We start from the raw sequence: 15,552 nt of genomic DNA on the forward strand, positions 1-15,552 counted from the left end.
CCCTAATTCCGGCTGCTTAATATTAAGCGCGCCTTAAGACAAAGGTGCCATTTTGCGACTTATTCCGAGGACTGGGTTTAAATCGGACAGATGTGGGACGCGTAGGAATGAGTGCCGGCTTCGAACAAGCGGACACATCATCTGTAAGCAGCGAAATGCCGGCTGAATCAAGCCTGCAGACGGTGCTGTTTGACGCGGTATGCGAGAGCTTGGGCGCCGCATTCATCGTCTATGACAAGACCGACCACATGGTCTTTGCGAGCCGCCAGGTTCTCGATTTCTTTCCGATATCGGCGGCGATGCTGAAGCCGGGGAGGCGGTTGCGTGACTTCCTGGGCGCCATCTACGACACCGGCATCCGCACGCAGTCGGCCAGCAACCAAGGTGCGATGAGCCGTGAGGATTGGCTGTCCCAGAAGATCGCCTCGCACTGGCGCGAGCGCTTCGAGGCCGTCGAGCGGCATGGTGCGGATCGGTGGATCAGGTTTGGCAAGCGGCGCCTTGCGAGCGGCTACGGCGTCTGCGTCATCCAGGACATTTCCGAGAACAAGAAGCGCGAGGAACAGTGGCGCTCCGATCTCGAGCGTGTGCAGCTCACGGAGGATATCCTCGACAACCTGCCGTTCCCACTCTTCGTCAAGGACCGCAATCTGAATTACGTCGCCGTCAACATCGCCTTCTGCGACAAGTATCAGACGACGGTCGATGAAGTGCTTGGCCGCAAGAGCAGCGACCTGTTCTCCGAGGATGTCGCCCAGCGTTTCGAGGAAAGCGACCGTCATGTTCTGGAGACGGGCGAAATGTCGATTTCCCGCCAGCGGCAGGTCTCCCGCGACGGCGTCGAACGCGACATCGTCACGCGCAAGCACCGGATCGGCAAGCCGGGGCGCTATTTTCTTGTCTCGACCATGCAGGATCTGCCGCGCGACGGCGACGATCTAGAAGAGTTCCGGTTCGCATCGACGGTCACGACGTCAAGCAAGAATTCCTATCGGCGCGCCTATGTTCCGATGAGCGGAAACGGCGAACGGCGCGAGCCGGCGGCAATGGAGGCGATCGTCCCGGAGAACTTCTCCGGTCGCAAGATCCTCGTCGTGACATCGGATGTCGTGGCAGAAGGCGCGGCCCTGCGGACCCTCGCCAAATACGGTTTCGAGGCCTGTTCGGTTCGCGGCGAGGACGAGGAGGAACAGTTCCTGGAAATCGCGAACTCTTCCGGCATCGCGCTCGACCTGCTCGTGATCGACAACCAGCTCGGCATGCGCTGCCTCGAGCTCGCCGAGCAATACGGCATCCCGGCACTGGCGATGGACGGCTTCCAGCTCGCCAATGAGCTCACCTTCCAGATCGCCCGTCATTTCAACCGCAGCAACCGCGGCCAGATGGCCGAAGGCATTGACACCGACTGGGAAATCACTGCCGTGGAGGAGGCGAACACGCTCGACGTGCTCGTTGCCGAAGATAACGACATCAACCAAATCGTTTTCTCGCAGATTCTCGAAGGCCTCGGCTACCGTTACATGATCGCCCCAAGCGGCGATGAAGCCGTTCGCCTCTGGACAGAGCACCAGCCGAAAATCATCCTGATGGATATCTCTCTGCCGGGCTTCAATGGTTTCGAAGCGGCGCGGCTGATCCGCCAGACAGAGGAAGGCGGCAGTACAAGAACGCCGATCATCGGTGTTCTGACGCAAGCCTTCGAGCGCGATCGAGCTGAGTGCGCAAAGGCTGGAATGGACGACGTAATTATGAAGCCGGTAAGCCCAGATATTCTTCAAGGGATCTTTCAACAGTACCTTGCCCAGGACATCAGACAGGCCAGCATGTGACGAACAAAGCTCGTCAACTCCCTAAATCTTGGGACAAAACACGGTTCCAACGTGACCGATCCACTATCGAATTCTTAAGACTTGCCCGCCATCCTTCCTGCCGTTGGTGCAGTCTGGGTCTGAATGATGATGTCGGCTGAAATGCCTCTGGTGCCCGTAAGTCAGAATGAACTTCAGACAATGGCCTATACCGACCCACTGACCGGGCTCGGCAACCGCTACCGCATGCGCGACCGGATTGCCCAGATCTCAGCCGAACGCGCGAGCGATCCAGCACCATTTACGATCGGCATCGCCAATCTCGATTCCTTCAAGCCGATCAACGATCTTTTCGGCTCATCGGCGGGAGACGAAATTCTCTGCCAGGTCGCCCATCGATTGAAGGCCTGCATTCCCGACGGTGCCCTCGTGACGCGTCATGACGGCGATGAATTTGCCTTTGTCCTGCCGCTGGTGTTCGAGCGGGCCAGCGCCGAGAAGTTCGGCCAGATGATACGCGAAGTCCTGTCGGCGCCGTACGATCTCGGCGACCGCAATGTGCGGCTGTCGGCATCCTTCGGCTTTTCGATCTATCCCTTCGCGGGCGAGGAATTCGACGAACTGCTGAAAAGCGCCGAAACCGCGCTCTACCGTTCAAAACGCCGCGGCCGTGGCCAGATCACCGTCTATTCCCGCGAGATCGCCCAGGAAATGAAGCGCGCGACGCAATTGGAACAGGCGCTGCGCAATGCCATCATTTCCGATGTGATCGACGTGCATTTCCAGCCGATCGTCGCACTTTCCAATAACCAGGTCGTGGGCTTTGAAGCTCTGGCGCGATGGAACGATCCTGATCTGGGCTTTGTGTCACCGGGCGTTTTCGTCCCGCTGGCGGAGGAGCGCGGCTTCATTGATGCGCTGTCCGAGGCGCTCCTGCGCAAGGCGGCCGAGGCTGCCCTTTCCTGGCCGCGCGAACTTTTCCTCTCCTTCAATCTCTCCTCGGCGCAGTTGATGGATCCGGGGACGAGCAGCAGCATCCTGTCGATCCTCGGTCGTGTCGGCTTCGATCCGCACCGGCTCGAACTCGAAATCACCGAGACTGCGGTGATGGGCTCGGCCGACACGGCAAACCGGATCATTGCCGATCTCCGTCAGGCCGGCGTGCGCATCTCGCTGGATGACTTCGGGACGGGTCAATCGAGCCTCGGCCGCCTCCGCGACTTTATGTTCGACAAGATCAAGATCGATCGCGCCTTCGTGTCGCGCATCAATTCCGATCGCGCCTCGGAGCACATCATCAAGGCGATCCTAACCATGTGCGAGGGGCTCGACCTGGAAGTGGTCGCCGAAGGGATCGAGGACTATCTGGAAGCCGTCAAGCTGCGTTCGCTCGGCTGCGGTATGGGGCAGGGCTACCATTTCGGCAAGCCCGCTGACAGCATTGCCACGCTCCGGTTCTTGCACGAGAACTACTACGACACGTCTGATCGCGTCAGCGCCTGAAACTCCGATGGCGCCCTTTCGGACGCCACCGGTTACGCGGTACTCACTGCGCAGTATCTTACTTGTTCGTCGTTGAACCCGTGGCGGTGGTATCCGTTGTACCGCCAGGCGCAGGGGCCCTCTCGGCTGCAATCATCTGAAGCGTCTTGAACTGCGGAGCCGCCTTCAGCGTTTCTGCGGTCTCGGACGTGGTCAGCTTCACTGTGCCGTCCTGCGTGTTCTGAGCGACGGTGATCTTATCCATCGGAACGGCAACATCCTTTTCGCCGATTCCAAGGAAGCCGCCGACGCCGATGATCGCTGCGACCAGGCCGCCGTCCTTCTTCATGATCAGGTCGTTGACCTCACCGATGCTCTCGTTCTGGCCGGTGTAGACCGACTGGCCAATATAGGTGTTGGCACTGATCTGATCGGCGGCCTGCTCCGTTAGATATCCACCACTCGCCTGCGCGGTGTCAGCCGTTGCGGCCGGCGCCGGAGCCTGAGCGGCGTTGTCCATCGGTGCTGTGGCGTCCGGGACCTTCGGCGGAGCTGCCGGGTCGGCCGGCGCGGCCTGTGTTGCCGGAGCGCCTGGTGCTGCCGGCTGAGTCTGTGAGAATGTCGCCGGTGCAAAAGCCGTGGCAAACAGCGCGCTAGCGGCAACAGTCTTCAGGAGTTTGCTTGTCATTTTGAACCTACCTTTGCGTTCCTGAGGGATCTTTAGCCCGCTCCCGCCATGCTCGGCGTTTGCGGCCGGTTCCCTATTGAAATGAACGGGATTTCAATTGGTTCCCGAAAAAAATCGCGCAAAAATTGCTAATTCCACGGACCTTTTAGCTCATACGATGTATGGCCACGCGGGGTTCGGTCGACAAAAAAGGGGCGCCAAATGGCGCCCCGGGAAGCCTGATTATGGTTCTTCACATCACGTAAACCGGGTCGAAAACGCCCTTCACCGTAACATCCAGTTCGAGCAGGGAACCCGCCTGCGGTTGCATCGAGCGGGCATGCTCATCGAGCCCCTCCCACGCCGTGGTGACGGCAAGCCGGTCACCGTTTGTCCCGATGAAGGCAGGGCATGACGGCTGTGACGCCGGCACCTTGTAGCGTGCAATGCGCAGTCCATCAGGGCTGTAGCGATCGACGGTACCGGCACCCCAACGGGCATTCCAGATGTATCCGTCGGCATCCACCACCGAGCCGTCGATGCCACCCGGCTCATCCATCGTGTCCACAAGCACGATCGGCTCGCCTGTCGGGAGACCGGTCTGCGGATCGACCATCACACGCATCAGCCGGCTGATGCGTGTATCGGTGAAGTAGCCCATCGTTCCATCCGGCGAGAAGCAGATCGAATTCGGGATGCTGATGCCATCGAATATCTTGGTTACGCGACCGCCGGCGACATGGTAGATGGCGCCTGCACGGCTTTCCGCCCGCTTGCTCATCGTGCCGATCCAGAGCGAGCCGGAGGGGTGGGTGCGGCCGTCGTTCGAGCGGTTTTCCGGTTTGTCGCTTTCAAGAGCTGCATAGAAGGTCAGATTGCCGCTCTTGATATCGCGAATGAAAAGGCCTTGTTCGGTCGCAAGCAGCTGCCGGTCAGGATCGACCCGGGCGAGCACGCTCGCCATCATCGGCAGCGCATGCACCTTCTTCTCTTCCGTCGAAAGGTTCAGCTCGTGCAACTCCTTGCCAAGAATATTGAACCACCAGACCGTGTTGGTGTCCGGATCGTAGGTCGGCCCCTCACCAAGCACGGAGTTGGTGCTGCAGAGTGTCCTGCCCGCGAACTCATGAATTTCCGTCATATGCCTTAAGCTCCTACGGCTGCGTCATAGGCGTAAATGGTCGCCTTGGCACGCTCGGCAACCTCTGCGGCGGTCATTCCCGGCTTGTAGAGGCTGGTGCCGAGGCCGAAGGCATTTATGCCAGCCTTGGTGTAATCGGAGAAATTCTTGTCCGAAACACCACCAACGGCCGCAATCACGAGCTCCGGCGGCAGAATTGCGCGGATAGCGGTGATGCCCGACGGTCCGAGAACGCTGGCGGGGAAAAACTTCAACCCCGTTGCGCCGGCGCGGGCAGCCGCCAATGCCTCCGTCGGCGTGAAGACGCCCGGCATCGTCACCATACCGTAGTTGCGGGCGAGAATAATGACCTCGGGCTCGACGTTCGGCGTGACCAGCAGCTTGCCGCCTGCCGAATGGAGGCTGTCGACGGCCTCGGTCGTCAGCACGGTCCCGGCCCCGATGAGGCAATCGGCCGGCGCCATCTTTGCGGCAATCTCGATCGACTTGAACGGCTCGGGCGAGTTCAGCGGGATTTCGATGGCGGTCAGACCGTTTTCGATCAGTGCGCCGACCACGCCTTCGGTTTCTTCAGGCTTGATGCCACGTAGAATGGCAATCAGTGGACGCTTCATCGTAGGAAAGGGGATGCGGTTCATCGCTTTGGTACTTTCTCAGTTCGGCCAAATAGTTTTGGCGGCGGCAGCAAGGCCGCCACGGACGGCCGTGTCAGCATCAATGGTGTTGTAGGATAAAGATAATGCCTTGAAGGCCGCTTCATAAAGGCCCTGCAGCCGGCCGGCGGCGACGAGAGTGACGTCGACGCCCGTCCCCGCATCTGACATCGCGCCCGCGATTTCCAGGCCGATCAGGGTCCCGGATATCTTCGCCTGCGCAGCCGCAGCGGTCAGACCATGCAGCAACTGGCCCGAGCGCGCGGTAAAGAAGAGGTTGGTCGCCATCGCGGGTCGGTCATAGGCCGTTTTTACGGCGCTCTCGAAGGCTGCCTCGTCCGCCGGGCTCTGATCGGCACCGGCGATTGCATGCGACAGGATCGTGTGCTTGGAGATCGCGTCGAAAAGTTCGCCGGTCATGAAGCTGGAGAAACCGGTGACACGACCATTCTTGACATGCACCCATTTCGAATGCGTTCCGGGCATGCAGACCGCCTGCGACCCAGTGCTTTGCGGGCCAAGCGCACCGAGGAGCTGTGTTTCCTCGCCGCGCATGACATCTGGCCGCGCCGGATCCCTCTGTGCAAGTCCGGGCAGGATGCGGACGTCCCGGGTCTGGCCGGGGACGGATACGGCGCCGGTCAGGATCGAGGATAGCGATGCCGGGACATCGACATAGCCCGCTTCGACCCATCCCTGTTTCGCACCTGCCATGCCGCAGATGATGACCGGAAGATTTTCCGGCGGATTTACCTTGCCCAAGTGCGAGGCGAGAACCTCGGCAAATCCGGTCTTCGCTGCCGTCGTCATACCTTCATTGCCACGGCTTTCGGCCAGGACGCTGTCATCCTTGCCGATCAGCCAGAGCCGAAAACTGCTCGTTCCCCAATCCACCGCGACATAAGCGGGATCCGCCATCAGAAAATGCCTCCATCGACAATAAGAGATTGTGCGCTCATCGCCGCCGCGCAGCTAGACGCCAGAAACAGGCACGGACCGACGATCGCATCGGCGTGCAGAACCTTCTTGATGCATTGGCGCTGCACCGTTTGCGCAATGCCGTCCTCGGTCAGCCAAAGCTTCATCTGGCGATCCGTGACGATCATGCCGGGCAGAATGCAATTGACGCGGATGTTATCCGGTCCGAGCTTGCCGGCCAGGCTTTTCGTCAGTCCGATCACGCCGGCCTTCGCGGTCGTGTAGGCCGGGAATTCGGGCATGTTGAGGAGAAAGGCGATCGACGACATGTTGATCACCGCGCCGCCGCCAGCGGCACGCATCGAGGGCGCGACGGCTTGCGTGGTGAAGAAGACGTGCCGCAGGTTGGTCGCCTGGTTGTTGTCCCAATATTCCTCGGTCACCGTTTCGAAATCGTGTCGGTCGTCGCGGGCGGCATTGTTGACGAGCACGCTGATCGGACCGGAGTGAGCGACAACCTCGTCGACTGTCCTGCGGATGGCGGCGACATCGCGAAGGTCGGCCTTATGAAAGCGAACGGGATGCAAGGTGTCGCGCGACAGCCTCGCGACGAGGTCATGGCTTTCCGTTTCCGCGATGTCGATGAAGGAAACCTTGGCGCCTTGTCGGGCGAAGCCTTCGACAATCGCTGCCCCGATGCCTGACCCGCCTCCCGTGATCAGGACCGTGCGGTCCCTGAATTCCGGAAACTGCGCAACAATACCCGTCACTATTTCCTCCCGGCTTTCGGTTGTTCTATTATTTGGAACTTAATTTGACTATGTGGAATTATCCGACTACCCTGGCATTTCTGTCAAGGCGTTTGGGGCAACAATGAGTGCGGCAAAAGGGAGTGCGCCCGAGAGGCGCGACACGGGCACCCTCGGCAAGCTGATGGTCCTTCTCGACCTGGTGACCCACGCCGACGGTCCCATGCGCTTCACGGATATACTGGCAGTTGCCGATCAGCCGCGTGGTACGGTCCACCGCCAACTCAGCCATCTCGTGGAGGAGGGCCTACTCGAGATCGATGCGGAGGGCAGATACTCGCCGGGCTTACGGCTTTTGGACTTCGCGTCTCGCAGTTGGGCGCGCAACGAGTTTCGTCTGGTTGCGGAGCCGCATCTTAAGGCTCTCCAGAATTTGACTGCTGAAACGGTCCATCTCGGCGTGCTGCGCGGCACCTCGATCATCTACCTCGACAAGTTCGAAGGGCAGCAGCCCGTCAGAATGTATTCGCAGATTGGTAACGCCTCACCGGTCTATTGCACCGGCGTCGGCAAGGCGGCCCTTTCCATCCTGCCCAGAGAGCGGGTCAAGGCCTTGGTGGCGGACCTCTCCTTCCATCGGTTCACGGCAAACACCCATACGGCCGAGTCGCTTCTTGCTGAGATCGAGCAGATACGGGAGCAGGGCCATGCCTTCGACCGTGAGGAGCACGAGGTCGGGATTCGCTGTATTGCTGCGCCGATCTGGTCGGAAACTCAGTCGCTTGTTGGCGGCGTTTCCGTGACTGGTCCGGCTTACAGGCTCACTATGGAAAAGCTTTCGGAATGGGCGGCTCCGATCCAGCAGTCGGCTGAACGGATCATGGAGGCGATGCGCATCGGGCTTGGTCCGCGTCGCTGAACTGCTGACGGCCGGCTTGGCCTAAAGCACAATATTGAGATTTTCTGACGAATCGTCACAATTGATGCTCGTCAATCCCCCGTCTTGGGGTGTATGTGCTGGTAGATCGTCACCGGCGATACAAACTAGGGACGGCGCGGAGGCGTCGCCGCCCATCAGGCTTCCATCTTTTTTTGAGTTGAACAAGTAAATGACTTCATCGCAGCCAGGATCTTCCGTGGACGTACACGTTAGCGAGATCGCCGGACTGAAAACGCAGTTCGATATTTTCCGCTTCATGAAGAAGGTAACGGAAGCCTATCGGGCGCGGGCCTTTATGGTTTTCAATCTTCCTTCCGTGACAGCACGGGACCTGCAGAGCAGCACGGTCATCTCGAGCTGGCCGGTGGAACTTCTGGCTGCCTACGACCACGAGGGGCTTGTGGCCAATAGCCCGGTCATGAAGCGGCTTCGGACTTCGACAACGCCCTTCTTCAATGACGTGTCGCAAGCGAAACTGGATCGCCCCGACGGGAAGGCGGGCATCGTCAAGGCACTTTTCGAACGCTTTCGCATGATGCGTTGCGCCTATTTTCCAACCCACGAGCCCTCAGGCGGTCGTGGCGCCATTTCATTCTCAGGCGATCGCGAGGCATTCACCGCAGAAGAAATGCGCGAACTCCACTATATCTCCATCCACGTCTTCGACCGGTTGGCGGAGATCCGCAACCATGACAACTGCGTCACCGATACCTTGACCGATCGGGAGATCGATTGTCTGAACTGGACCGCGGCTGGCAAGACCAGTGTGGAGATTGCCGAAATCCTCACCCTGTCCGAGCATACGGTGAACCACTACCTGAACCGCGCGACAAGAAAGCTGGATACGGCAAACCGGACGCAGGCAGTCGCCAAGGCGCTGCGGATCGGTCTCATAAAGTAAGGGTTGCGCAAATTGTGGGCTTGCCAATCATTCGCGCCCAATTTCTCGCCAATTCCGACGACCCCGGCGCCATGCCGCGCCGGCATTGCTGGCGGTTTGCCAATTGGCATGTTTTCTGCTTGCTTACATTCAGCGGTCCAGAGGGGACCTGGCACGACGCCGGACAAACGGCGCGGCCTGCATACCGCCAGCCGATGCCACAGGCCCGACCTCGGGCGTAGGGCGTCGGCGGCGGTTGTTGCCTTTAGAACACGCCGCCGACGGCATCCCTCACGCTTGCTCTTCCCATGGGCATTTTTCGCTGGCCTTTTGTGACGCTTGCTCTAGTTCGCAAGGCTTAGCTCGCTATCCTGGAAGGCTGTTGTGACCATCAGGGCGAAAGCCCGGCGGACTTGGTGGACATAGTGGCCTTCCGGTGAGCCTCGCCTCCTCAAATGCGGTCCCGATCGCCGATTTTGTTTGGCGAAGAGGCGGCGCTCCTCTATCTAGAATGCCAAACACAGGCAGTGAGGATGGAATGACGGGCGTCACCAAGGAACAGGTTCTCGAAACGCTGAAGACCGTACGCGGCCCCGATCTCGAGCATGATATCGTCGAGCTCGGTATGGTGTCTGATGTCTTCATTTCCGACGGCAAAGTCTATTTTTCCATCACCGTTCCGGCCGATCAGGCTAAGGAGCTCGAGCCGCTTCGTCTGGCTGCCGAACGGGTCATCAAGGAAATGCCGGGCGTCAAGGGAGCGCTGGTTGCGCTGACGGCAGACAAAAAGGCCGGTTCCGGCTCGGCGCCGGTCTCGCGCCCGCAGCCGCAGGCCGGGCATGACCATCATGGCCCTGCGCACGCCCCGCAACAGCAGCCGCGCGCCGGCAAGCTCGGCGTTCCCGGTATCGGCGCGATCATCGCCGTCGCCTCCGGCAAGGGGGGCGTTGGAAAGTCCACGACGGCCGTCAATCTTGCGCTCGGCCTCCAGGCAAATGGCTTGCGTGTTGGCATTCTCGACGCCGATATCTACGGCCCCTCGATGCCGCGGCTGCTGAAGATTTCCGGCCGCCCCACCCAAATCGATGGGCGCATCATCAACCCGATGGAGAATTACGGGCTCAAGGTCATGTCGATGGGCTTCCTCGTCGATGAGGAGACCGCCATGATCTGGCGTGGCCCCATGGTGCAATCGGCATTGATGCAAATGCTGCGTGAGGTGGCCTGGGGCGAACTGGACGTGCTTGTCGTTGATATGCCGCCCGGCACCGGCGATGCGCAGTTGACGATGGCGCAGCAGGTGCCGCTGGCGGGCGCCGTCATCGTTTCGACGCCGCAGGATCTCGCCCTCGTCGATGCCCGCAAGGGCTTGAACATGTTCAAGAAGGTCGAGGTCCCCGTGCTCGGCATCGTCGAGAACATGAGCTATTTCATCGCGCCCGATACCGGTACCCGCTACGATATCTTTGGTCATGGCGGGGCTCGCAAGGAAGCCGAGCGCATCGGCGTTCCTTTCCTCGGTGAAGTACCGCTGACGATGAACATTCGTGAGACGTCCGACGCCGGCACGCCGCTTGTCGCGACGGAGCCGAACGGCATTGTTGCCGGCATCTATCGCGACATCGCGACCAAGGTCTGGCAGCAGCTCGGCGGGCAGCCGCAGCGGGCCGCACCGGAGATTGTTTTCGAGTGAAATGCTTCGCTGCCGCTAGACTCCCAATTGCGGAGGAAATGTGGTGAAACGGCGCAGTAAGCGTAAGATGTCTTGATTCTTTCGCAGCTTTCCGTCATATGGCGCGCCGTCGCCATGAGGCGGTTTTTTGCGAATGCTCGATGATGGCCACCCCGCCGGGGCGGTCAGCTGCATGGTCGGAGTTATCTTGGTCGAAGGATTGGCGACTGCGATGCGGTTGAGCACGTTGCATATCCTGGCGGTTGCCGGATGTGCCAGGAGTCGTATGAACTTTCTTCAATCGCTTTCATTAAGATCGGGAACTTGCATCCCGCGCGCTCTCGCAGGCGGCGCGCCGTGGAAGGGCTTTCGATGAAAACAGCGATGCGCGCAACAAGCCCTGATTGCCAGAGGCCCAACCGGTGATCACGGCCTACTGTTCCAATTGCAAGTCGGTTGACGTTGGCGACCTGTCGCGAGGTACGTTACGCGACGATGTGATGTGGATCGACCTGATCGAGCCTTCGCGCGAAGAGGAGCTTTTTGTTGAGAAAGCTCTCGGCATCGAGGTTCCGACGCGAGACGATCTCAAGGACATCGAGCCGTCAGCCCGTCTCTACGTCGAAAACGATGCCGTCTTCATGACCGCTTCCCTCGTCTGGAAAGCCGAGACAGATGCACCGACGCTGACCGACGTGGCATTCATCCTCGCCGGCAAGCGGTTGGTCACGATCCGCTACGCGCAGCCCAAATCCTTTGCGCTCTTCATTGCCGCGCTCCACCGCGTGCCGCAGCAATGGCGCAGCGGTGCCGCATTGCTGGCAAAGCTTTTCGAAACGATCATCGATCGCACTGCCGAGATACTGGAGCAGTCCGTTGCCCGCATCGACATCCTGTCGACGCATGTCTTCGGCGATCGCGCCAGGAAGGTGCGCAAGCCGTCGAACTATCTGGAAGAGAAGCTCCGGGACATTGCGGGCCATCATCGCATCGTGAGCAAGGTCAGGGACAGCCTCGCCTCGTTGTCCCGCCTCATGACCTTTTTCTTCACCATCCCAGCAGTTCAGCAGGATCGCGACACCAAGGAATTGTGCAAAACGGTCTCGCGCGACATCCAGTCGCTCAACGAGCATGCCTCCTTCATCGCCGGCAACATCACGTTCCTGCTCGACGCCTCGCTCGGCCTGATCAACATCGAGCAGAACTCGATCATCAAGATATTTTCGATCGCGTCCGTGGTGTTCTTGCCGCCGACGCTGGTCGCCTCCATCTACGGTATGAATTTCGAGTTTATGCCGGAACTGCACTATGCCCACGGATATCCGTTTTCGATTGGGCTAATGGTGCTGTCCGCCGTCATTCCCTTCTTCTTTTTCCGATGGAAAGGCTGGCTCTGAAGAGCCTGTTTTCATTTCATGCACGAAGGTAGCCATACACACGAACGACACATGAAGCCGCGCAAGCTGGCCTACCTTGCGCTCGGCTCCATCGGCGTCGTCTACGGCGATATCGGTACCAGCCCGCTGTACGCGTTCCGCGAAGCCCTGAAGCCCGTCATGGTCGACGGCCTCACCCGCTTCGAGGTGATCAGCCTCATCTCGCTGATGATCTGGACCCTGACCATTATCGTCACCATCAAGTACGTGCTCTTCCTGCTGCGTGCGGACAACGAAGGCGAAGGCGGCACGCTTTCCCTGCTGGCGTTGCTGATGAAGACGGCAAATGGACATACCGCGCTGCTGATGTTGCTTGGCCTGGTGGGCGCGGCGCTGTTCCTCGGCGACGCGATGATCACGCCGGCTCTCTCGGTGCTATCGGCTGTCGAAGGTCTGAAACTCGTGGCTCCAACTCTGACGAGCTACATCGTACCGATCTCGGTCTTCATCCTGGCTCTGCTATTTGTCGTCCAGTCTCGAGGGACCGGGGCCGTCGCCCGCTTTTTCGGGCCGATCATGGCGCTCTGGTTCATCGTGATGGCGGCCGCCGGCATTTCTCACATCTCGGATGACTTTGGCATCCTTGCCGCTTTCAACCCTTACTATGCCGTTAGCTTCCTGCTGCATGAGGGGTTCTACGGCGTGGTCGTGCTTGGCGCGGTCTTCCTAAGCGTGACCGGTGCCGAAGCACTTTATGCCGATCTCGGGCACTTTGGTCGCCGGCCGATCCAGTGGGCGTGGTTTGTGCTGGTTTTCCCGGCATTGACACTGAACTATCTGGGGCAGGGCGCTCTGGTGCTCGGCAATCCCGCGGCCGTGTCCGATCCGTTCTTCCTGGCCTTTCCGCAATGGGCGCTGCTGCCGGCCGTCATTCTCGCGACCGCGGCCACCATCATTGCCAGCCAGGCGGTCATCACCGGTGCCTTCTCGCTCGTCCGCCAGGGCATCAACCTCGGCTTCCTGCCACGCATGGAAATCCTCTTCACCTCGGAGACGAATACCGGGCAGATCTTCTTGCCCTCCGTTAATGCGTTGCTGTTCGTCGGCGTCATCTTCCTCGTCATCAGCTTCAAGACGTCGGACGCGCTGGCCATTGCCTACGGCATCTCGGTTACGGGCGCGATGGTCGTCACTTCGATCATGGCCTTCGAGTTTGTGCGCGCGCGATGGAACTGGTCGATTCCGGTCGCCACGTTGGCGCTTGCCCCGCTGCTCTGCCTGGAAATGATCTTCTTGGGTGCAAACCTGCTGAAGATCCACGACGGCGGTTACATTCCGATCCTGATGGCGACCGCCTTTACGATCCTCATGTGGACCTGGCGTCGCGGCACGGCCCTCCTGATGGAGAAGACGCGCCACACCGATATCCCGCTCGCCTCTTTTGTCAGCTCGATCGAGCGCAAGAGCGATCATTCGCCCGCCCAGGTACCCGGTACCGCGATCTTCCTGACGAGCGATCCGGAATCGGCGCCCGCGGCCTTGCTGCACAATCTTAAGCACAATCACGTTCTGCACGACAAGAACGTGATCCTCACGATCCGCACCATCAACAAGCCGCGCGTTGCGAGCGCCGATCGCTACAAGGTCGAGCAGATCTCGGAGCGGTTTTCGCGCGTCGAGCTCATGTTCGGCTTCATGGAGTCGCAGAACGTCTCGCAGGCCTTGGCGACGTTGCGCAAGACCGGCCTGAAGTTCGACATCATGTCGACCTCATTCTACCTCGGCCGCCGCAAGCTCGTTCCCGATGCGAAGTCCGGCATGCCTTATTGGCAGGACCGTCTTTACATCGCGCTTGCCAATGCCGCGGCCAATCCGTCGGACTATTTCCGCCTGCCGGCAAACCGCGTGGTGGAACTCGGCTCGCACGTCATTATCTAGAAGAGCAAATGCGCTTCTGAAAAGCCCGGCGATCCGCCGGGCTCAGACCGCTGACAAACCCGTCGATATTTTCGGCGGGTTTGTTTTTTTGGACGTTGGTTGTTTTAAGTTGGGTTCTGCGGCGCGGCGAAGTTGGCGGTCTCTGGCCCTCATGCCATGGCTGGTCTGGGTGGCTTGGTGAGCGCCATTGCGATCTTCTTGATGTTTTGGGCGGCTGCGGCCAGCAGGCACTGGCATGCGACACGGGTGAGACTTCGGAAGCGGGCATAGCGATGGCCGTGAAGCTGCTTGGCATCGGCAAACGAGCGCTCGACCGTCTCCTTGCGGCGCTTATAGATTGCCTTGCCCCAAGGGGTCAGGCGGTTGGCGTCGGTGCGCTGGCGCGCATCGGCCCAGACATGGCGGGTGATGGTGCGCACCGCCTTGGTGTTTGATGTGCAGGAGGCGAGCAGCGGACAGGTTTGGCAGATCGCCGGGTCGGATGTGTAGTGGCGATAACCGTTGCGGTCGGTGGTGGCATAGGCGAGCAGTTGGCCTTCGGGGCAGCGATAACCGTCCGTCTCGGGCTCATAGTCGAACTTCGACTTGCGCATCATGCCATCTTTGGGTGGGGTCGGATTGCGATAGCCGGTGACGCCTAGGATCTGGCGGTCCTCCAGCCCCTTGGCGATGCCGGACGTGGCATAGCCGGCATCCAGGCCGACGGCGCCGACCTCGAAGCCGAACCGCTCCCGCTGCCGGTCGAGCCGCTCGAGATAGACGATACTGTCATGCACATTGGCCGGCGTCACATGGGTGTCGGTGATGATCGCAAGCTTGCCGTCGACCGTGCGGTGGTCGAGATAGAAGAAGCCCTTCGGCTTGCCGTCGCGCACCATGTAGCCGCTGTCGGGATCGGTGCGCGACACCTTGATTTCCTTCACCTGCGGCTCACGCTCTTTGTCCTTCAGCGGCTTTTGCCCGTGCAGCGTCCGCTCCGCCTCGATCGCCCGGTCGAGATCGGCCCAATAATCGGCCCGCGACTTTTCGATCATCGCAAGATCGTATTTGCCCTTGTTGGCATTCGCCTTCAGATGCGTTGAATCCGTGTAAAGCACCGTGCCATCGACCAGCTTGTGGGCGATCGCCTGGCTGACGATATGATCAAAGATGTCCTGGGCCACCGACGTGTCGTTGAAGCGCCGGCGGCGGTTCTGCGACAGGGTCGAGGCGTCGAACACGGGATCCGTCAGCTTCAGCCGCAAGAACCAGCGGTAGGCGACGTTGACCTCGATCTCGCGCACCAACTGACGCTCCGAGCGCACGCCGAACAGGTAACCGATGAACAG

The 15,552-nt window shown here is 60.1% G+C and carries 13 protein-coding genes; 7 read left to right on the plus strand and 6 right to left on the minus strand.

Features of this window, described 5'->3' with window-relative positions:
* The first annotated feature begins 107 nt into the window (after positions 1 to 107).
* Complete coding sequence (locus AS026_RS37305; protein WP_062376059.1) at positions 108 to 1,829, plus strand: response regulator; 1,722 nt, start codon at positions 108 to 110, stop codon at positions 1,827 to 1,829.
* A gap of 123 nt (positions 1,830 to 1,952) precedes the next feature.
* Entirely contained in the window at positions 1,953 to 3,311 is a 1,359-nt protein-coding gene (locus AS026_RS37310; protein ID WP_025659431.1) for a putative bifunctional diguanylate cyclase/phosphodiesterase, read from the plus strand.
* A 58-nt stretch (positions 3,312 to 3,369) separates the two neighbouring features.
* Here AS026_RS37310 and AS026_RS37315 read toward each other — a convergent pair whose 3' ends face one another.
* The 5 genes from AS026_RS37315 to AS026_RS37335 form a co-directional block, all read right to left on the minus strand.
* A complete protein-coding gene (locus AS026_RS37315) occupies positions 3,370 to 3,978 on the minus strand; it encodes a PRC-barrel domain-containing protein (protein WP_062376062.1) in 609 nt (202 codons plus the stop codon).
* 232 nt (positions 3,979 to 4,210) lie between these two features.
* Positions 4,211 to 5,098 (minus strand): SMP-30/gluconolactonase/LRE family protein, encoded by an 888-nt coding sequence (locus AS026_RS37320; RefSeq protein ID WP_025659429.1) that lies wholly within the window; start codon positions 5,096 to 5,098, stop codon positions 4,211 to 4,213.
* 5 nt (positions 5,099 to 5,103) lie between these two features.
* Positions 5,104 to 5,736, minus strand: coding sequence for a 2-dehydro-3-deoxy-6-phosphogalactonate aldolase (locus AS026_RS37325; protein WP_018856940.1), 633 nt, complete (start codon positions 5,734 to 5,736; stop codon positions 5,104 to 5,106).
* 15 nt (positions 5,737 to 5,751) lie between these two features.
* Entirely contained in the window at positions 5,752 to 6,669 is a 918-nt protein-coding gene (locus AS026_RS37330) for a 2-dehydro-3-deoxygalactonokinase (protein ID WP_025659428.1), read from the minus strand.
* Positions 6,669 to 7,439 carry an SDR family NAD(P)-dependent oxidoreductase gene (locus tag AS026_RS37335; RefSeq protein ID WP_018856942.1) on the minus strand — a complete coding sequence of 257 codons (771 nt, stop codon included), beginning with the start codon at positions 7,437 to 7,439 and terminating at the stop codon, positions 6,669 to 6,671. Before AS026_RS37335 ends, AS026_RS37330 begins: the two co-directional genes overlap by 1 nt.
* A 103-nt stretch (positions 7,440 to 7,542) precedes the next feature.
* Here AS026_RS37335 and AS026_RS37340 point away from each other — a divergent pair, with 103 nt between their 5' ends.
* The 5 genes from AS026_RS37340 (at position 7,543) to AS026_RS37360 (ending at position 14,224) form a co-directional block, all read left to right on the plus strand.
* A complete protein-coding gene (locus tag AS026_RS37340) occupies positions 7,543 to 8,337 on the plus strand; it encodes an IclR family transcriptional regulator (RefSeq protein WP_062376064.1) in 795 nt (264 codons plus the stop codon).
* A 190-nt stretch (positions 8,338 to 8,527) separates the two neighbouring features.
* Positions 8,528 to 9,259: a LuxR family transcriptional regulator gene (locus AS026_RS37345; protein ID WP_025659426.1), complete on the plus strand. Its 732-nt coding sequence runs from the start codon at positions 8,528 to 8,530 to the stop codon at positions 9,257 to 9,259.
* 517 nt (positions 9,260 to 9,776) lie between these two features.
* Positions 9,777 to 10,931 (plus strand): iron-sulfur cluster carrier protein ApbC, encoded by a 1,155-nt coding sequence (gene apbC / locus AS026_RS37350; protein ID WP_018856945.1) that lies wholly within the window; start codon positions 9,777 to 9,779, stop codon positions 10,929 to 10,931.
* 401 nt (positions 10,932 to 11,332) lie between these two features.
* Positions 11,333 to 12,307 (plus strand): magnesium transporter CorA family protein, encoded by a 975-nt coding sequence (locus tag AS026_RS37355; RefSeq protein WP_025659424.1) that lies wholly within the window; start codon positions 11,333 to 11,335, stop codon positions 12,305 to 12,307.
* A gap of 18 nt (positions 12,308 to 12,325) precedes the next feature.
* Entirely contained in the window at positions 12,326 to 14,224 is a 1,899-nt protein-coding gene (locus AS026_RS37360; RefSeq protein ID WP_025659423.1) for a potassium transporter Kup, read from the plus strand.
* 149 nt (positions 14,225 to 14,373) lie between these two features.
* Here AS026_RS37360 and AS026_RS37365 read toward each other — a convergent pair.
* Positions 14,374 to 15,552: IS1182 family transposase (locus AS026_RS37365; protein WP_062371485.1), on the minus strand; the 1,179-nt coding region annotated here is incomplete at its 5' end.

Source organism: Rhizobium altiplani (assembly GCF_001542405.1).
Classification (GTDB): Bacteria; Pseudomonadota; Alphaproteobacteria; order Rhizobiales; family Rhizobiaceae; genus Rhizobium; species Rhizobium altiplani.